The sequence below is a fragment of the Rahnella bruchi genome, from assembly GCF_003614975.1.
Lineage (GTDB): Bacteria > Pseudomonadota > Gammaproteobacteria > Enterobacterales > Enterobacteriaceae > Rahnella > Rahnella bruchi.
In genome coordinates this window covers 64561-83219 of record NZ_QZWI01000015.1, presented here as the reverse complement: position 1 = coordinate 83219, position 18659 = coordinate 64561, and the positions used below count along the sequence as shown (strand labels likewise).

The window sequence follows — 18659 nt, the reverse complement described above, 5'->3', positions numbered from 1 at the left end:
GAGATGTTAATTTATAGACAAAATAAAAACCGCAAAGCGCTTGCCGTGCGGTTTTATAGATTTATCACAGATTTTCAAAAATCGAATTCAATTTATGCGCCGAGATAGGCCGCACGTACCGCTTCGTTCGCCAGCAATGCCGCGCCGGTGTCTTCCAGCACCACATGACCGTTCTCCAGCACATATCCACGGTCGGCGAGTTTCAGCGCCTGATTGGCATTTTGCTCGACCAGGAAGATGGTCATTCCCTCTTCGCGCAGTTGCTGGATGGTATCGAAAATCTGCTGGATGATGATCGGCGCCAGCCCCAGCGACGGCTCATCAAGGAGCAGTAAACGTGGCTGACTCATCAGCGCACGACCGATGGCCAGCATCTGTTGCTCGCCGCCGGACATGGTGCCCGAACGCTGAATACGGCGCTCCTTCAGGCGCGGGAACAGTGTAAATACGCGCTCCAGACGGGAATGGAACTGATCGCGCGTGGCAAAGAATCCCCCCATCGCCAGATTCTCTTCAACGGTCATACGCGAAAATACGCGGCGGCCTTCCGGCACAATCGCGATATCGCCACGCATGATTTTGGCAGTCTGCCACTGCGTGATGTCCTGCCCTTCGAAAATGATCGAGCCGTGAGTCGCGCGCGGTTCGCCACATAAACTGCCGAGCAGCGTGGTTTTACCCGCGCCGTTCGCGCCGATCAGCGTGACGATTTCCCCTTTATTAATGCTCAGACTGACTTCATGCAGCGCCTGAATTTTGCCGTAATGGGCGGATACCTGATTAAATGACAACATCTTGTTCTGTCCCTTCACCCATTAACTTTCGCCCAGATAGGCACGGATCACGTCAGGATTATTGCGAATTTCAGCCGGTGTGCCCTGAGCCAGAGGTGTGCCCTGATTCACCACGTAGATACGGTCAGAAATGCCCATCACCAGTTTCATGTCGTGCTCAATCAGCAGCACTGACACATTGTGCTGGTTACGCAACTCGGCAATCAGCTGGTTCAGCTCTTCAGTTTCGCGCGGGTTCAGACCCGCTGCCGGTTCATCGAGCATCAGGATTTCCGGACGCGTCACCATGCAGCGGACGATTTCCAGACGGCGTTGCTGACCATAAGCCAGATTACCCGCCTGACGGTTAGCCAGCTCGAGTAATCCGACACGTTCCAGCCAGTCGGCGGCGCGATCGAGCGCATCGGCTTCGGCGCGACGAAATCCCGGCGTTTTAAATAAGCCCGCCAGCACACCGCTTTTCAGGTGCTGATGCTGGGCGACCAGCAGGTTTTCAATCACCGTCATTTCACGGAACAGACGCACGTGCTGGAAGGTACGCACCACACCCATGCGGGCAATTTTCTGCCCCGGCAATCCTTCAAGATGCTGGTCGCGCAATTTAATGGTACCGCCGCTCGGTTTGTAGAAACCGGTCAGGCAGTTAAACACCGTGGTTTTACCAGCACCGTTCGGGCCGATCAGCGAAACAATTTCGCCCTGGTTGAGATTCAGCGCTACGTTATTGACCGCCAGCAGACCGCCAAAACGCATCATCAGCCCTTCAACCGCTAACAGAGGTTGCGTACTCATGCCTGCTCCCCCTGATCCGCGATTTGTTTCTTCGAAAGCTTCAGTTTGAGATGGACACGTTTCATCGGCAACAAGCCCTGCGGACGCCAGATCATCATCAGCACCATTAACGCACCGAGCAGCAACATGCTGTATTCGTTCAGGTCACGCATCAGCTCGCGGGAAACCACCAGCAAAATTGCCGCCAGAATCACTGCAAACTGCGAGCCCATTCCGCCAAGTACCACGATAGCCAGCACGAAAGCGGATTCCGCAAAGGTGAAGGATTCCGGGCTGACAAAGCCCTGACGCGCGGCGAACAGCGTACCGGCGAAACCGGCAAACGCAGCACTGATGGTGAACGCGGTCAGTTTGATGCGGGTCGGATTCAGCCCCAGAGAACGACAGGCAATTTCATCTTCACGCAGCGCTTCCCACGCACGGCCCAGCGGCATACGCAGCAGACGGTTGATGATGAACAAGGTTGCGATCACCAGCAGCAGCGCCACCATATACAGGAAAATGATGCGGTCGCTCGGATCATACGCAATATGGAAGAAATTACTGAACGTATCCCAGCCACCGTCGCGTGGCGTGCGGCTGAATTCCAGCCCGAACAGCGTCGGTTTTGGGATCTGGCTTATGCCGTTCGGGCCGCCGGTCAGTTCGGTATTGTTGAGCAGCAGGATACGGACGATTTCGCCAAATCCGAGTGTCACAATCGCCAGATAGTCACCCCGCAGCCTCAGAACCGGAAATCCGAGCAGGAAACCAAACGCCGCAGAGACCAGACCCGCCAGCGGTAACGCTTCCCAGAAACCGATGCCGTAATAGTGGTTCAGCAGCGCATACGTATAGGCACCGATGGCATAAAAACCGCCGTAGCCCAGTACCAGCAGACCGGACAGCCCGACCACCACGTTCAGGCCGAGACCCAACATGATATAGATGAGCGTCAGCGTGGCGATATCCACCGTACCGCGCGAGACGATAAACGGCCAGGCGATAGCGGCGATAATTAGCACCAGCGCCAGCAGTTTTTGTTTCGGCGTCGAGCCATCAAAGCTCGGCAAAACCCAGCCAGGGCCGGATACTTTTTTCAGGCCGCTGCTGACCATCGGTCGGAATAACTGGAACACGAAGACGATGGCGCAGCCAATGGCGATCCACATCCAGCGGACTTCACCGGCGCCGTTAACCACCAGTTTTGTGCCATCGAGGCCCAGTTGCAGCCCCATGATGAACGAGGCCAGCACCAGCAGGACGAAAGCGGAGACCAGCGCATTTAACAGATTCAGGCGCTTCATACTTTCTCAACCTCCGGACGTCCGAGAATACCGGTCGGCAGCACCAGCAGCACCACGATGAGCAGTGCGAAGGAGACCACGTCTTTGTATTCGGTGCTCAGATACGCTGAGGTCAGCGCTTCGGCCACGCCTAAAATCAGGCCGCCGATCATCGCGCCCGGAATGCTGCCGATACCGCCGAGAACCGCAGCGGTAAAGGCTTTCATCCCGGCCATAAAGCCGATGTACGGGTTGATGACGCCATAGAACTGACCGAGCAGAACACCGGCGACGGCGGCCATTAATGCGCCGATGACGAAGGTCAGCGAGATCACGCGGTCAGTGCTGATCCCCAGCAGGCTGGCCATTTTGAGATCTTCGGCGCAGGCACGGCAGGCACGTCCCATACGCGAATAACGGATGAACAGCGTCAGCGCCAGCATGGCGACAAACGTGACGATCCAGATAATCAGTTGCATGGTGCTGATCGTCGCGGCGAAACCATTCGCCTCGCCCAGTTTCCACTGGCCAGTCACCAGACTTGGTAAAGCAAGGTCACGCGAGCCCTGAGTCAGGCTGACGTAGTTTTGGAGAAAAATTGACATCCCGATGGCAGAAATCAGTGCAATCAGACGCTTGGAGTTACGCACCGGCTTATACGCCACGCGTTCAATACTCCAGCCGTAAGCACTGGAAATCACAATCGCGGCGATAAAACCGGCACCGATCAGCAACCAGCTGGCGTCGATACCCATCATCATCAAAGCGGCGATTACGATAAAGGAGACATAACTGCCGATCATATACACCTCGCCGTGGGCGAAGTTGATCATGCCGATAATGCCGTAAACCATGGTGTAACCAATGGCGATCAGCGCATAAGTACTGCCCAACGTCACGCCGTTGAACATCTGCTGAATGAAATAGAGGAACTGCTCTGACATACCCTATCCTTATTAATCAAGGGTTTGAAGACTTGCATAGCTCCTCCCCCTGCGAAGAGGGAGACCGGGAGGGGGTTTTCACACCGCTAAGATGCCATTAATACCCCACCCCAACCCTCCCCTTCGCAGGGGAGGGAGCAGAACGGTGATAGCCTTCCCCTTCGCAGGGGAGGAATTGAGACCCTTTATTTGATTGGGGTAGACGTGCCGTCCTTATGCCACTCGAAAATACCGAATTCGAATCCTTTCAGGTCGCCTTTCTCATCCCAGCTCAGCGGGCCCATTACGGTATCCACAGAAGCTGATTTCAGATTTTTAGCAATGTCAGCCGGTTCCATGCTGCCGCTGCGTTCCATACCGGTAGTCAGCGCCTGCAATGCCGCATAAGTTGTCCAGACGAACGGGCCGGTTGGATCCAGTTTCTTGGCTTTCAGCGCATCTACGATTGGCTGGTTGGCCGGAACCTGGTCATAACGTTTTGGCAGAGTCACCAGCATACCTTCAGAGGCATCACCGGCGATGTTAGACAGTGAGGAGTTGCCCACGCCTTCCGGACCCATGAATTTCGCGTTCAGACCGGCCTGTTTTGACTGACGCAGGATCTGGCCCATTTCCGGGTAGTAACCGCCGAAGTAAACGAAATCGACGTTTTCTTTCTTCAGACGCGCAACCAGCGTAGAGAAGTCTTTGTCGCCAGCGGTCACGCCTTCAAAAAGAACGACGTTGCCGCCGCCTTTTTTCAGCGCGTCCTGTACAGAACGGGCCAGACCTTCGCCGTACTGTTGTTTGTCATGCACAACGGCGATGCGTTTTGGTTTGATAGTGTCGAGGATGTATTTTGCTGCTGTCGGGCCCTGGTCGGAATCCAGACCGGTGGTGCGCATCACCATTTTATAACCACGGGTGGTCAGGTCTGCGTTGGTCGCAGCAGGGGTGATCATCAGCACGCCTTCGTCTTCATAGATATCGGAAGCAGGCTGAGTAGAAGAAGAACACAGATGACCGATGACGTAACGGATACCGTCGTTGATCACTTTGTTCGCTACTGCAACCGCTTGTTTCGGGTCACAGGCATCGTCATATTCTATGCCAACCAGTTTGTCGCCTTTCACGCCGCCTTTGGCGTTGATGTCAGCGATGGCTTGTTTTGCACCCGTAAATTCCATGTCACCGTACTGGGCGACCGGACCTGACATTGCACCAACAATGGCGACTTTGATGTCTTTTGCGAATGCCGCCTGACTCATTGCTACTGCAATACAACCTGCCAGCCAGATCTTACCCTTAGTTACTTTCATCCGATTACCCCGTTTGATGTGTGTTGTGGTTTGCTCTTTTTTGCCTGTTCAAAACATCGTCACTTACGAAATTTGGTATAAGTAATAATGAGTTACCGGCTTATTTCGTCTTATTTTTGAATAAGACTTTATAATTCATATCATTAAACAGGAATTTTCTTCTGCAAATCAAATAGCACAATCAGAAATATGAGGTGTAAACAGAATTTTATTTGGGTGAAAAGGCGGTGCGGAATTAAACAATCAGTGGTTAACACTGGCTTTATTAATTAAAGCCAACATTTATCGCTTATGCAGAGATCGCTAAAAAACTTTTCGACCTGTTACTGTACAAAAAAAGTTACGCCCGATTTTTAGTGGATTCCGCTACACTAAACACCTCCTTTTTCTGACCTTCCGCATCATGAAATTAACTATCCAAAAACTGACGTCACTCAGCGCGCAGGATCTCATCGACCTGGCAAAAATCTGGCCGGAGCAAACCGAAAGCGACTGGCAAGCCAGCCTGCAAAATGACCGTGCTCTGTTTGCCGCGGTGTTTAACGAACGTATTCTCGGCGCAGTGAAAATTACGCTCGACGGCAATCAGGCTGAACTAAGAGATCTGCTGGTGCGAGAAGTGACGCGCCGTCGCGGTGTCGGGTTATATCTGCTGGAAGATTTGCAGGCGCAGTTGCCACAGGTGAAAAGCTGGACGATGAAAGCTGATGACGACGCTGTCACCCCTGCATTTATGCAGGCGTGCGGGTTTTCACTGGAAGGGAATATCTGGACGAAGCCGTAAACCCCGGCATCAGATTTCAGGCATAAAAAAAAAGCGACCCCGAAGGTCGCTTTTTCGTTACTGCAAAGTACGGGATCAGGCTTCGATCGCCATACGCAGTTTTTTCATCGCGTTCTTTTCCAGCTGACGAACACGTTCTGCGGACACACCGTATTTATCGGCGAGCTCTTGCAGGGTCGATTTGTTTTCGTCGTCTAACCAGCGGGCACGGATAATATCCTGGCTGCGCTCGTCCAGACCTTCCATTGCACAGGAAAGTTTGTCGGTCGCGTCCTGATCCCAGTTATCTTCTTCGATGGTTTCTGCAAAGTCAGAACTCTTGTCTTGCAGGTACAGCATCGGTGCCATCGCTGCGCCGTCGCGTGGTTCATCGTCCGGGGTCGGATCAAACGTCATGTCCTGAGCGGCCATGCGCGATTCCATTTCCAGCACATCTTTGCTGGTCACACCCAGTTCGCGGGCAACGTGCTCGACTTCGTCGTGACTGAACCAGCCCAGACGTTGTTTGTTTTTGCGCAGGTTAAAGAACAATTTACGCTGGGCTTTGGTGGTAGCGACTTTCACGATGCGCCAGTTACGCAGCACATACTCGTGAATTTCTGCCTTGATCCAATGCACGGCAAAGGACACCAGACGCACACCAACTTCCGGATTAAAGCGACGAACCGCTTTCATCAGGCCGATATTCCCTTCCTGGATAAGGTCTGCCTGTGGCAAACCGTAGCCTGAATAGTTACGGGCAATGTGAGCAACAAAGCGCAGGTGAGACAGGATCAGCTCTTTCGCTGCTTCCAGATCACCGTCGTAATGCAGCCGTTCAGCCAGTGCCCGTTCTTCCTCTGCGGTAAGCATAGGATAGGCATTGGCGGCCCGAACATAGGCTTCCAGGCTACCTTGGGGGACTAATGCTAAAGTGCGCATTTCTTTGGTCATTCAAGCCTCTCATGTATGACGTAATGCAGGTTTTATACCACGTTGCTGCGGGATGATACCGCTACGTTGCTGGCCATTATTGGCGACAACAAAGCAACGCCGAGCCCTTCATATTCGCTGCTCTTCGACCACGAATTTTACATAAAGTTCACGGGCAGATTCAACAGTCTGAAGACTGTATGTGACAGACTGACTATTGGATAGTGAATTTGTGCCATTGCAGGGGAAGCAGGAAAATGATGGGGCGAAAAAGCAAGAATCGGCTGTTCCCCTGTACACAAAGACTGAGCAGCAGGGGAACATTATAGCAAATTATCGCTACTGTGGTGTAAATCGTCGTAAATGTTGAACCGTTGCCAGCCAGGCGGCAATCCAGCCAATCATGGCGGACACGATGAGCAACAGTAAGCTTTCGTCCCAGCCCAGACCGTGCAGGTCAAAGGTGGTACCGAAGACCTGCGCGACCTGCGTCACCACGCTCTCAAGCCGCAGTACCAGCACTTCTGAGAGGATCAGCGACAACAATGCACCGGTGAAACCAAGCATTGCCCCGCCGTTCAGGAACGGCCTTAAAATGAACCCGTCGGTCGCGCCAATCAGCTTCATGACGTTGATAGTATCGCGGCGGCTGAAGATGCTCAGACGCACACTGTTACCAATCACCAGGAAGACGGCGATCACCATCAGAGCGCCAATCATCGCGGCAATCTGTCCGACCAGCCCGGTGAGCGCCGCAAGACGCGCAAACCAGCTGTCGTCCATCCTCACTTCGTCAACACCATGCACAGCCGCCACGCGATCACGCAATGTGTTGAGCGTTGCTGAGTCCTGGAAATTCATTTTAGGCGTGATGATAGCCACAGCTGGCAGCGGATTTTGCTCCAGCATGTCCATCGCACCACCAAAGCCTGACCAGTTGCGGAATTCACCCATCGCTTCTTCACGGGACAGATAGTTAACTTTATCCACGCCCGCTTCGGTTTTGAGGGTTTTCACCACGTTTTCTGCGGCGTCATCATCCAGCGCTTTGTCGAGATACACGGTCAGCTGCGGCGTCGGATACCACTGCTCAGCCGCGGTACTGACGTTTTTCCACACCAGATAACAGACGCTCGGCAGCGTCAGGGAGATGGCGATCACCATCACCGTGAGCAATGTCGCCAGCGGCTGACGCAGCATGTCAGCCAGCGCATTCATCCACGCATAGCGCCACTGTTCGCGCCAGCCGCCCTGCAACGCTTTGCTTTTTGCTGCGCGGGCGCTTTTTGCGGTTTTCGCCGGGTTCGGACTGTTCGCCATTAGTACATCCCTCCCGACATGCGCCCCTGACTTAACGTCAGCGTGCGGTAATTACGACGGGCGATCAGACCCACATCATGCGTCGCCATCAGAACGGTGACGCCCACGCGGTTAAATTCTTCGAATAAACGCAAAATGCCTTCTGACAGTTCGCCATCCAGGTTACCGGTCGGTTCATCTGCCAGCAGCACCGCAGGCTTGTTCACCACCGCACGGGCGATGCCCACACGCTGCTGTTCACCGCCGGAAAGCTGGATGGGCAGGTTTTTCGCTTTATCCAGTAATCCGACCTTATCCAGTGCCGCTGAAACACGGCGGCGGATATCTTCACTGCTGGCACCGGAAATGATCAGCGGCATCGCTACGTTGTCATAGACGGTGCGATCCATCAGCAGATGGTGATCCTGAAAGATCATGCCGATCTGACGACGCAGGAAAGGTACTTCGCTGGATTTCAGACGGCTGATGTCATGGCCGCCAAACAAAATGTGTCCGGCACTCGGGCGCTCAATGCCGCAAATCAGCTTGAGCAGGGTACTTTTACCCGCGCCAGAGTGTCCGGTCAGAAATGCCATTTCCGCTTGCTGGATGTGAAAGTTGACGCCCTGAAGCGCCTGTCGTCCGCCCAGATAAGCTTTACTGACCTGTTCAAAGCGAATCATCCGTATTAATCCTCTCGGGCAAAAAGTGCCTCAATAAAATCGTCTGCCTTAAACGGCCTTAAATCTTCGATACCTTCACCGACACCAATGTAGCGGATCGGAATGCTGAACTGATCGGCGATGGCAAAGATCACGCCGCCTTTCGCGGTGCCATCCAGTTTAGTCAGCGTTATCCCGGTCAGCCCGACGGCTTCGTTGAACAATTTCGCCTGACTCACCGCGTTCTGGCCGGTGCTGGCGTCGAGCGTCAGCATCACTTCATGCGGCGCATCTTCGTCGAGCTTCTTCATCACCCGAACAATTTTCTTCAGCTCTTCCATCAGGTGCGCTTTGTTTTGCAGACGCCCTGCGGTATCAGCAATCAGCACGTCGATATTACGGGCTTTCGCCGCCTGAATGGCATCGAAGATAACAGACGCAGAATCCGCACCGGTATGCTGCGCAATCACCGGGATCTTGTTGCGCTGACCCCAGACCTGCAACTGTTCAACGGCTGCGGCACGGAAGGTATCGCCCGCCGCCAGCATTACAGATTTACCCTGTGCTTCAAACTGGCGCGCCATTTTACCGATAGTCGTGGTTTTACCGACGCCGTTTACACCCACCATCAGAATGACATACGGGGTTTTCCCGCTGACATCCAGTGGCTCGTCAACTTTCGCCAGTATTTCGGACATTTCTTCCTTCAGCTTACCGTACAGCGCGTCAGCATCTTTCAGCTGTTTACGCGAAGCATGTTCGGTCAGTGAAGCAATAATTTTGCGGGTGGTTTCGACACCAACGTCGGCGATCAGCAGCTGTTCTTCCAGCTCTTCAAACAGATCGTCGTCGATTTTCTTACCACGAAATAGCCCGACAAAGCCGGAACCGAGATTTTGCTTGGTTTTGACCAGGCTGCGTTTGAGACGTGCGAAAAAACCTTCTTTGGTCGGACGTTCCTGCTCCGTTTCACCGGCAGGTAAAACGACGATGGGATCCAGCGTTACCGGCAGTGGTTCTTCAGCAGCGACGGCATCCTCTACATAATCAATGGCGTCCAGACGTTGGTCTTCAGCGATTTCTGCAGCCGATTCAACAAACTCGTCTTCAGCGACGTCTTCTTCAATAAGATCGTCTTCAACAACGGCAGGCTGTGCAGCAACCTGCTCAGTGATGTGAACAATTTCTTCTGCCAGTTCAGCGGCAGCCTGCTCGCGAACCGGTTCCGGCTCAATGACAGGCTCGGGTTCCACTTCTGGCTCAGGTTCAATTTCTGGCTCAGGTTCGACGTGCGGGACCGGTTCAGCTACAGGCGCGATTTCAGCAGCGGATTCCGTCGATGCCGCGGCATCCCATTCGCCCGGATGCTGTTCAACCGGCACGCCGGGTTCTTCAGCTGTTTTTCCATGGATAGGTTCATGGACAGATTCACCGGCAGGCGTCCCGGTAGGTTGCTCTTCGACAACCGGCAGTTCTTCGTGGATTTCTTCCTTCTGCTGCTCTTCTTCCTGACGGCCACGGCCAAACCAGGAGAAGAAACCGCGTTTTTTATCTTTTGCCATTTTACAACTTCACTCCTCGCCGTTAATGACTGGCGAACGGATTATTAATAAGGTTATGGTCAGGCAGTCTAACACTTTCCCTTTCAGGCAACACGCCCGCGTATTGAATTCCGGAGGTTTTTCAACCAACAATGTTAAACATTTGCCCAATGCCCGCACACCGGTAGAATAGCCTTCCAAACGATATGCAACGAAGCCCGACGGCTTTGGATTACACAAGCGAACTATGGCAAAGAAACCCAATACTCCCGCCGCAGGCCAGATCCGAATTATTGGCGGACAATGGCGCGGACGCAAACTTCCGGTTCCACACAGTCCGGGATTGCGCCCGACCACCGATCGCGTACGCGAAACGCTGTTTAACTGGCTGGCACCGGTTTTACAGGGCGCGCATTGTCTGGACTGTTTTGCAGGCAGCGGCGCACTGGGTCTGGAAGCGTTGTCACGCTACGCGGCGAGCACCACATTGCTGGAGTTCGAACGCCCGGTTGCGCAACAGTTAGAGAAAAACCTGGCGCTGCTAAACGCCGGTGATGCGAAAGTATTTAACGTCAATACATTGAACTGGCTGGCAAAAGCCGGAAATGCCTTTGATGTGGTTTTCCTCGATCCGCCTTTCCGTAAAGGTATTCTGCAAGACACCCTGAACCTGCTGGAGCAAAACCAGTGGCTGGCTGATGAAGCCTGGATTTATGTCGAAACAGAAGCCGAGCACGGGACGTTGGATGTGCCCGCCAGCTGGCGGCTGCACCGCGAAAAAGTCGCCGGACAAGTTGCTTATCGTCTTTACCATCGCGATGTGACGCCTGAAACCGGCTCACCAGAACAGGAGCTGTAAGATGTTGATCAATATTGGTCGGTTGTTGATGTTATGTATTTGGGCGTTTCTGGCGTTTAACCTGATCCACCCTTTCCCGAAGCCGATCAAATACTTTTTAGACGTGGCGATTGTGTTCATGTTCTTCATGCACGGCTTGCAGGTCATGTTGCTTAAAGCCACGCAGGGCAAGGAAAAGGACACCATCGGCCCGTGGCTGCAAACCCGTATTTTCCTGTTTGGCGTCTTCGAGCTGATGGCGTGGCAGAAAAAACAGCCGCCGTTGCCTGCTAAAAAATAGTTTTCCGCTTTACGGCGCGTCCTGCGCCGTAAAGGACACAAACCGTGTCCCTTTCACAGTTAATTCGCCCTTTTGTCCCTTCGCCAGTGTGTTATACGCTGTTTCATCCAGTTGCAATTTAATCTCTGAACCGCCACTCAGCGGTTTGAAATATCCTTCATATTTCTTATCTTCGACCGGAATATGTTCGCGCTGACGTGAGCGACGGTTCGGGGATAAATATTCGCGTTTGGCCGTGACCTCGACGCTGACCGAACGCGGCGGCGCAGCATCATTATCAGCATTCGTCCGCCGCTGCTGGAAATACTGACGGGTGGCGAAAATCGCAATCACCAGGACAAACAAAATAAAAATCATCGGGGGTTTATTCATAATCTGGATGGCTTCGCTGAAGATAAAAACAGGAATCAATCAGTCCAATTTACCACAGGGGAGCAGCTCAGACAGTCCGATACAGGGATTTCTGATTGTCGGCGGCATGGTGACTCTCCTACACTGAGGATGAGTACAGGGAAACAGGATGCGTTTTCCTGAAGGCAGATCCTTGCGTTAGTTTGATTTTCAGTTCTGAAACATAATAAGGATAAACAATGAGTTGGCCATTCCTCGCTGTATTTTTCTCTGGCTGGTTATTTGTTGATGCCAGCTATCGCGGACCGCGCTGGCAACGTTGGGTATTTAAACCCGTCACGTTATTGCTGCTGCTTTTGCTTGCCTGGCAGGCACCTACGCTCAATGTTTACAGCTATCTGATCCTGCTGGGACTGGCGGCAACGCTGGTGGCAGACGGCCTGTTGTTGCTGCCTGAAGAGCGGTTCATGTACGCCATCGGGGCGTTCTTCCTCTCGCATCTGCTGTATACGCTGAGTTTCGCCAGCCAGATGACCATTACGTTTTTCTGGCCGTTGCCGCTGACGTTGCTGATCATCGGTGCCATATTGCTGGCGGTGATCTGGACGCGACTGGCCGAGCTCCGATGGGCAGTGACCACTTACATCGCCATGGCGCTGCTGATGGTCTGGCTGGCCGGTGAGCAGTATTTCGCGCGCAGTACCGATATGGCGTTTTCGCTGTTTTGCGGCGCGGCGCTGTTGCTGCTCGGGAACATTTTCTGGCTGGTCAGCCGTTATCGCGTCAAATTTCGCGCGGCTGACGCCCTGATCGCCGCCTGTTACTTCGGCGGGCACTTCCTGATAGTCCGGTCGCTTTACCTGTAAATTCCTGCGGCGGAACCGTTCTGGTTCCGCTATCTCAAAATTGTTCTTGACCTTAGAGCTGACTCCAACGTTTACAATGGGGGTAATTCCACTCGGTTTCGAACCGGAGGCTTTATGATCCCAATGAAAAATAACAACAGTTGTAGCTGCGGATGTCAGGGCAAACGCGCGCCTGCATTGCATATCAACAAAATCAGCGCGCCCGTACAGTCCGGCACGCATCCTGCCAGCTGTTGCAGTGATAAAGCCCCGCTGGCGGCTTCGACTTGCGCTTCCACCTCAGACAGTTGCTGCGCCCCGAAAATAGGTGAGCACTCACACACCTCAGATGATGGCAGCGCGGAAGGCTCACCGGGCGAAGATGACCCCAGCGCGCCGCTTTCCGGCAGCCAGCAATACAGCTGGATGGTGGAAGGAATGGACTGCCCGGCATGTGCCCGAAAAATCGAAAAAGCGGTGTCCGGCATTGACGGTATCAGCCGCGCTAAAGTGCTTTTTGCTACAGAAAAACTGGTGATTGACGCCGGTTTTGACATCACGCAAAACGTACAGAATGCCGTTACCGCCGCAGGATTCACGCTGCAATCTCTCGATAAAGAACAAAATACCCCGCAACCTGAAGAGTCACGCCTGAAAGAGGCGCTGCCGCTGATTGCCCTTTCGGTTCTGATGCTGCTGAGCTGGGTGCTGGATCATTTCAATCCACAATTGGGTGAAATCGCGTTTATCGCCACGACGCTGGTGGGATTGTGGCCGGTACTTCGTCAGGCCATCCGCCAGACCCGCGCCGGTTCGCCGTTCGCCATTGAAACGCTGATGAGCATTGCTGCGATCGGCGCGCTCTTTATCGGCGCTACAGCCGAAGCCGCCATGGTGCTGCTGCTGTTTATGGTAGGCGAACGGCTGGAATCCTTTGCCGCTAACCGGGCACGCAGCGGTGTGAAATCGCTGATGGCGCTGATACCCGATACCGCTGTTCGCGTGGTGAATGGCAAATCTGAAACCGTTCCGGTCAGCCGTTTGCGGCCCGGTGACGTTATCGAAATCGCCGCTGGCGCACGTCTGCCCGCCGATGCCATTTTGCAAAGCGCCGCCAGTTTCGATGAAAGCGCCCTGACCGGTGAATCGGTGCCTGTAGACCGCCAGCCGGGGGAGAAAGTCCCGGCGGGTAGCCTGTGCGTTGACCGCCTCGCGCATCTGGAAGTGGCCTCCGCGCCCGGCAACAGCGCCATCGACCGCATTCTGCAACTGATTGAAGAAGCTGACGAACGGCGTGCGCCTATCGAGCGTTTCCTCGATACTTTCAGCCGCTATTACACGCCGGTCATTATGCTGATGGCGCTGCTGGTGATTATCGTTCCGCCGCTGGCAATGGGACTTTCGTGGGAAACCTGGATTTACCGCGGGCTGACGCTGCTGCTGATTGGCTGCCCTTGTGCGCTGGTGATTTCGACTCCGGCGGCGATAACCTCCGCACTGGCTGCGGCGACGCGTCAGGGCGCATTAATCAAAGGCGGTGCGGCGCTGGAACAGCTGGCGCTGATTCAGACTGTCGCGCTGGATAAAACCGGTACGCTGACCGAAGGTAAACCGGAAGTCACCGACGTTTTAACCCTTAACGGTGCCAGTGAAGGCGAAGTGTTAAGTCTGGCTTCAGCAGTGGAAGAAGGGTCGCACCACCCGCTGGCGCAGGCGATTTTAACCCGTGCCAAAGTCAGTAATCCGTTAGCGCTGACGGCGCAGGATCGCCGCGCGCTGGCAGGCTCTGGTGTCGAAGGGATAGTTTCAGGTCGTAAGATTAAGGTGCTGGCACCCAAAAGCGTGGCCGGAAACAGTCTGACAACAGAGACCCTTGCGCAAATAACTGACTGGGAATCCACCGGGAAAACCGTGGTTGTGGTGTTGCAGGAAGATAATCCGATAGGCCTGATTGCGATGCAGGATCGCCTGCGCGATGACGCCGCAGAAGCCTTACAGAAACTCAAAGCGCTCGGCGTGTCGGCAGTGATGCTGACCGGTGACAATCCGCGTGCGGCGAAAACAATCGCTGATCGCCTGGGTATTGATTTCCGAGCGGGTTTGCTGCCTGCGGATAAAGTTTCGGCAGTCACCGCACTGAATGCGCAGAAACCGGTGGCGATGGTCGGTGACGGCATTAACGATGCCCCAGCGATGAAAGCCGCGACCATTGGTATTGCAATGGGAAGCGGAACGGACGTCGCGCTGGAAACGGCGGATGCGGCGCTGACACACAACCGCCTGAGCGGGCTGGCGCAGATGATCAGCCTGTCACGCGCCACGCGGGCAAATATCCGTCAGAACATCACGATTGCGCTGGGACTGAAAGCGATTTTTCTGGTCACCACGCTGATGGGGCTGACCGGATTGTGGCTGGCAGTGCTGGCGGACTCCGGCGCAACGGCACTGGTCACCGCCAATGCGCTGAGGCTGTTGCGCAATAAATCGAAGTGAACTTAATCGAAGGGAACAAGACTCAGGGCTGAAATATCAGCCCTGTTTTTCGACCAGACCTTTGCAAAGTAAATAACGGTACGGCTGGTTTTCCGTATCCGACGCCAGCAGCGTATGTTCCATAAAACGGCAGAAACCGGGAATATCGCGGGTCGTTGCCGGATCATCGGCGATGATCAGCAGCGTTTCTCCATCTTTCATGGTGCGTACCGCTTTGCGAACCATCATCACAGGTTCCGGGCAACGCAGACCCAGCGCGTCGAGGCGGTGGTCAGGGTTGATAAAGGGATCGGTCATTTCGTTTCTCAACATCTGCATTCGTCAATGGGCGGTTGTTTGGCAAAGGCGGATAGTTTAACCCGCTGGTTTTCTGACGCAACAAACACGGCGCATTGCGCTAAAATTAACCGTCGTATCTGTTGCGCAAACGGGGCGCAAACAGGTACTATGCGCGCCGCATGCGATAATCGCTGCGAAAGTAAAAATATTCTTGGGTTCCCTCACCCCAATCTGCTAATAAAAAAAGGTCACATGTATGTACTCCTTTACTGCTCAGCAGCGGTTTTCCGCGCTGATATGGCTTTCGCTATTCCACATTGCCATCATCACCTCCAGTAACTATCTGGTTCAGCTGCCCGTTTCCATTTTTGGTTTCCATACCACCTGGGGCGCGTTCACTTTCCCGTTCATATTCCTGGCAACTGACCTGACCGTGCGGATTTTCGGCGCACCGCTGGCACGACGGATCATCCTTTCCGTGATGGTACCTGCGCTGGCCATTTCCTATGTCATCTCGGCGTTATTCTTTGAAGCCCAATGGCAGGGCGCGCAAGCGCTCAGCAGCCTGAATATCATGGTCGCCCGTATCGCCACCGCCAGTTTTATGGCCTATGTGCTGGGACAAATCCTCGACGTTCACGTGTTCAACCGCCTGCGTCAGAACCGCCGCTGGTGGATTGCGCCGGTGGCCTCGATGTTCCTCGGCAATATCAGCGACACGCTGTCCTTCTTCTTCATCGCTTTCTACAAAAGTACTGATGCCTTTATGGCGCAGCACTGGGTGGAAATCGCGATGGTGGATTATACGTTCAAGGTACTGATCTGCCTGGTGTTCTTCCTGCCGATGTATGGCATGCTGCTGAATATGCTGCTGAAGCGTTTATCAGTGCAGGGAAATAACCCGCATTCTGCCCTCCGCGCGCACTAAAATTGTTCTCCGGTAAGACACAAATCGCGCCATAATCTGACTTGCATTTATGGCCTGAATAGGTTGCCATAAAGGCCGTTAAGTCAACATGTAAGCCTGGTGAACAGGCCACTTAAGGAAGCCCGATGCGTAATATCGCGAAAATGATGGGAATGGCAGTATTGATCGCCGGTCTGGCTGCGTGTGACGGTAAAACCACCGACGCACCTGCCGCCGATAAAGGTGCGCCAGCCGCCGCAGCAACGGCAGCAACCGCGCCGGTCAGCCTGCTGGAAGGTAAAGTCACCTTCTCCCTGCCGCAGGGAATGAGCGACCAGAGCGGCAAGCTGGGCACTCAGGCCAATAACATGCACGTATACGCTGACAGCACCGGTCAGAAAGCCGTCATTGTGATCCTCGGTGATAACACCACCGAATCACTTGACGTTCTGGCGGGTCGTTTACAGGATCAGCAAAAAGCCCGTGATACTAATCTGCAGATTGTGACCAATAAATCTATTCAGGTGAATGGTCAGACGCTGCAACAGCTGGACACTGTGATCACATCGGCGGGCCAGAAAGCCTATTCTTCCATTGTGCTGGGTAAAGTCGACAGCCATTTGCTGACCATGCAAATCACCCTGCCGGCGGATAATCAGCAGCAGGCGCAGATTGATGCGGAAGCTATTATCAACACTCTGAAAATTCAGTAATTTGTGTTGTTGTGAAGCTATCAGGCGGAGCTCAGGCTCCGCCTTTTTTGTCTTATGTTGTTACTCATCCTCACAGATTCCGCCTCCACTGTAATATAAATGTAACAATTCCGTCATAAATCACAGTTCGTTTGTGCGCGAATGGCTAAAATGATGTTCGTTTTGGAACACACTGGCTCCGCCATTCCGTTCGTGGCTCATGATGAGTCCGACCTGATTTATGCCATCGGAGGCATTTATGCTCAGTATCTTTAAACCCGCGCCCCACCAAGCTCCTGTTGATGAGGCTCACGTCGATCCGCTCTACCGCCGTCTCCGCTGGCAAATCTTCATGGGGATTTTCTTCGGTTATGCGGCCTATTATCTGGTACGCAAAAACTTCGCGCTGGCCATGCCTTATCTGATTGATCAGGGCTTCTCCCGCGGCGATCTCGGGTTTGCGTTGTCCGGGATTTCCATCGCTTACGGCATCTCAAAATTCATTATGGGTTCGGTGTCTGACCGCTCGAATCCGCGCGTGTTTTTGCCCGCCGGTTTAATTCTGGCCGCATCGGTAATGTTGTTTATGGGCTTCGTGCCGTGGGCAACGTCGAGCATCGCCATTATGTTTGTGCTGCTGTTCCTGTGCGGTTGGTTCCAGGGAATGGGCTGGCCGCCGTGCGGTCGCACCATGGTCCACTGGTGGTCGCAGAAAGAACGTGGCGGCGTGGTGTCGGTGTGGAACTGCGCGCATAACGTCGGCGGCGGCATTCCTCCGTTGCTGTTTCTGCTCGGTATGGCGTGGTTTAACGACTGGCACGCGGCGCTGTATATGCCTGCTTTCGGCGCGATCCTGCTGGCCGTGTTTGCCTTTATGACCATGCGCGATACGCCGCAATCCTGCGGTTTGCCTCCGATTGAAGAGTACAAAAACGATTATCCGCCGGACTATGTGAAAGAGTCTGCCGAGCAGGAACTGACGGCGAAACAGATTTTCATGCAGTACATTTTGCCCAACAAATTGCTGTGGTACATCGCGCTGGCTAACGTATTTGTCTACCTGCTGCGTTATGGCATTCTCGACTGGTCACCGACATACCTGAAAGAAGTGAAACATTTCGCGCTGGATAAATCCTCGTGGGCGTATTTCCTTTATGAATACGCAGGGATCCCCGGCACGTTGCTGTGCGGCTGGATGTCAGACAAAGTGTTTAAAGGCAACCGCGGCGCCACCGGCGTGTTCTTTATGGTGCTGGTGACTATCGCAACGGTGGTTTACTGGCTGAATCCGGTCGGCAATCCGGGTATTGATATGGCGTGTATGATCACCATCGGCTTCCTGATTTACGGTCCGGTGATGCTAATTGGTTTACATGCGCTGGAGCTGGCACCGAAGAAAGCAGCCGGAACCGCGGCAGGCTTTACCGGTTTGTTTGGTTATCTGGGTGGCTCGGTTGCGGCCAGTGCGATTGTCGGTTACACCGTGGATTACTTTGGCTGGGACGGCGGTTTTATCGTAATGATCGCCGGTTGCGTGCTGGCCGTTCTGCTGCTGTTACTGACCATGCTGAGTGAGAACAAACACAAGGCGCAGCTGGCGAGAAATGCCTGATTCGAGAGGATAATAAGGGAACCAAAGCAGAGTGGAAACCCTGCTTTGGT

Annotated in this window: 19 protein-coding genes; 8 read left to right on the top strand and 11 right to left on the bottom strand. The window is 53.8% G+C overall.

Annotation, left to right across the window (positions count from 1 at the left end; genetic code table 11):
• Positions 1-92: 92 nt before the first annotated feature.
• The 5 genes from livF to D5398_RS20480 form a co-directional block, all read right to left on the bottom strand.
• Positions 93-794, bottom strand: a complete 702-nt coding sequence (gene livF / locus D5398_RS20500) for a high-affinity branched-chain amino acid ABC transporter ATP-binding protein LivF (RefSeq protein WP_120509274.1) — start codon at positions 792-794, stop codon at positions 93-95.
• 21 nt (positions 795-815) lie between these two features.
• Entirely contained in the window at positions 816-1586 is a 771-nt protein-coding gene (livG, locus tag D5398_RS20495; protein ID WP_120509273.1) for a high-affinity branched-chain amino acid ABC transporter ATP-binding protein LivG, read from the bottom strand.
• On the bottom strand, positions 1583-2872 hold the full coding sequence (locus D5398_RS20490) for a high-affinity branched-chain amino acid ABC transporter permease LivM (protein WP_120509272.1): 1290 nt from the start codon (positions 2870-2872) through the stop codon (positions 1583-1585). The genes livG and D5398_RS20490 overlap by 4 nt, the downstream gene beginning before the upstream one ends.
• Entirely contained in the window at positions 2869-3795 is a 927-nt protein-coding gene (livH, locus tag D5398_RS20485; protein WP_095924234.1) for a high-affinity branched-chain amino acid ABC transporter permease LivH, read from the bottom strand. The genes D5398_RS20490 and livH overlap by 4 nt, the downstream gene beginning before the upstream one ends.
• A gap of 185 nt (positions 3796-3980) precedes the next feature.
• Positions 3981-5093 carry a branched-chain amino acid ABC transporter substrate-binding protein gene (locus tag D5398_RS20480; protein WP_120509271.1) on the bottom strand — a complete coding sequence of 371 codons (1113 nt, stop codon included), beginning with the start codon at positions 5091-5093 and terminating at the stop codon, positions 3981-3983.
• Positions 5094-5496: 403 nt separating this feature from the next.
• Between D5398_RS20480 and panM the strand changes: the two genes are divergently transcribed.
• Positions 5497-5877: an aspartate 1-decarboxylase autocleavage activator PanM gene (panM, locus tag D5398_RS20475; protein ID WP_120509270.1), complete on the top strand. Its 381-nt coding sequence runs from the start codon at positions 5497-5499 to the stop codon at positions 5875-5877.
• Between the two features lie 75 nt (positions 5878-5952).
• Here the strand turns inward: panM and rpoH are convergent, their stop codons facing one another.
• The 4 genes from rpoH to ftsY form a co-directional block, all read right to left on the bottom strand.
• The gene (gene rpoH, locus D5398_RS20470) at positions 5953-6810 is read right to left on the bottom strand and encodes an RNA polymerase sigma factor RpoH (protein WP_120509269.1); all 858 of its coding nucleotides are present in this window, start codon (positions 6808-6810) and stop codon (positions 5953-5955) included.
• Positions 6811-7128: 318 nt separating this feature from the next.
• Complete coding sequence (gene ftsX, locus D5398_RS20465; protein WP_120134490.1) at positions 7129-8109, bottom strand: permease-like cell division protein FtsX; 981 nt, start codon at positions 8107-8109, stop codon at positions 7129-7131.
• Positions 8109-8771 (bottom strand): cell division ATP-binding protein FtsE, encoded by a 663-nt coding sequence (gene ftsE / locus D5398_RS20460; RefSeq protein WP_095924229.1) that lies wholly within the window; start codon positions 8769-8771, stop codon positions 8109-8111. Before ftsE ends, ftsX begins: the two co-directional genes overlap by 1 nt.
• Before the next feature lie 5 nt (positions 8772-8776).
• A complete protein-coding gene (gene ftsY / locus D5398_RS20455; RefSeq protein WP_120509268.1) occupies positions 8777-10312 on the bottom strand; it encodes a signal recognition particle-docking protein FtsY in 1536 nt (511 codons plus the stop codon).
• A gap of 226 nt (positions 10313-10538) precedes the next feature.
• On the opposite strand from ftsY, the gene rsmD reads away from it, so the two are divergent.
• Positions 10539-11150 carry a 16S rRNA (guanine(966)-N(2))-methyltransferase gene (gene rsmD, locus D5398_RS20450; protein WP_120509267.1) on the top strand — a complete coding sequence of 204 codons (612 nt, stop codon included), beginning with the start codon at positions 10539-10541 and terminating at the stop codon, positions 11148-11150.
• Between the two features lies 1 nt (position 11151).
• Entirely contained in the window at positions 11152-11430 is a 279-nt protein-coding gene (locus D5398_RS20445; protein WP_013577475.1) for a DUF1145 family protein, read from the top strand.
• Positions 11431-11439: 9 nt separating this feature from the next.
• Here D5398_RS20445 and D5398_RS20440 read toward each other — a convergent pair whose 3' ends face one another.
• Positions 11440-11802 (bottom strand): DUF2500 domain-containing protein, encoded by a 363-nt coding sequence (locus D5398_RS20440; protein WP_120509312.1) that lies wholly within the window; start codon positions 11800-11802, stop codon positions 11440-11442.
• A 218-nt stretch (positions 11803-12020) separates the two neighbouring features.
• Between D5398_RS20440 and D5398_RS20435 the strand changes: the two genes are divergently transcribed.
• Both D5398_RS20435 and D5398_RS20430 read left to right on the top strand, forming a co-directional pair.
• Entirely contained in the window at positions 12021-12647 is a 627-nt protein-coding gene (locus D5398_RS20435; RefSeq protein ID WP_120509266.1) for a lysoplasmalogenase, read from the top strand.
• A gap of 114 nt (positions 12648-12761) precedes the next feature.
• The gene (locus D5398_RS20430) at positions 12762-15119 is read left to right on the top strand and encodes a zinc/cadmium/mercury/lead-transporting ATPase (RefSeq protein WP_120509265.1); all 2358 of its coding nucleotides are present in this window, start codon (positions 12762-12764) and stop codon (positions 15117-15119) included.
• 36 nt (positions 15120-15155) lie between these two features.
• Here the strand turns inward: D5398_RS20430 and tusA are convergent, their stop codons facing one another.
• Positions 15156-15416 (bottom strand): sulfurtransferase TusA, encoded by a 261-nt coding sequence (gene tusA, locus D5398_RS20425; RefSeq protein ID WP_120509264.1) that lies wholly within the window; start codon positions 15414-15416, stop codon positions 15156-15158.
• A gap of 238 nt (positions 15417-15654) precedes the next feature.
• Here tusA and D5398_RS20420 point away from each other — a divergent pair, with 238 nt between their 5' ends.
• From D5398_RS20420 to glpT, 3 genes are all read left to right on the top strand, one after another.
• Complete coding sequence (locus D5398_RS20420; RefSeq protein WP_120509263.1) at positions 15655-16326, top strand: 7-cyano-7-deazaguanine/7-aminomethyl-7-deazaguanine transporter; 672 nt, start codon at positions 15655-15657, stop codon at positions 16324-16326.
• Between the two features lie 125 nt (positions 16327-16451).
• Entirely contained in the window at positions 16452-17018 is a 567-nt protein-coding gene (locus D5398_RS20415) for a DcrB family lipoprotein (RefSeq protein ID WP_120509262.1), read from the top strand.
• A gap of 238 nt (positions 17019-17256) precedes the next feature.
• Positions 17257-18609: a glycerol-3-phosphate transporter gene (gene glpT / locus D5398_RS20410; RefSeq protein ID WP_120509261.1), complete on the top strand. Its 1353-nt coding sequence runs from the start codon at positions 17257-17259 to the stop codon at positions 18607-18609.
• Positions 18610-18659 lie beyond the last annotated feature (50 nt).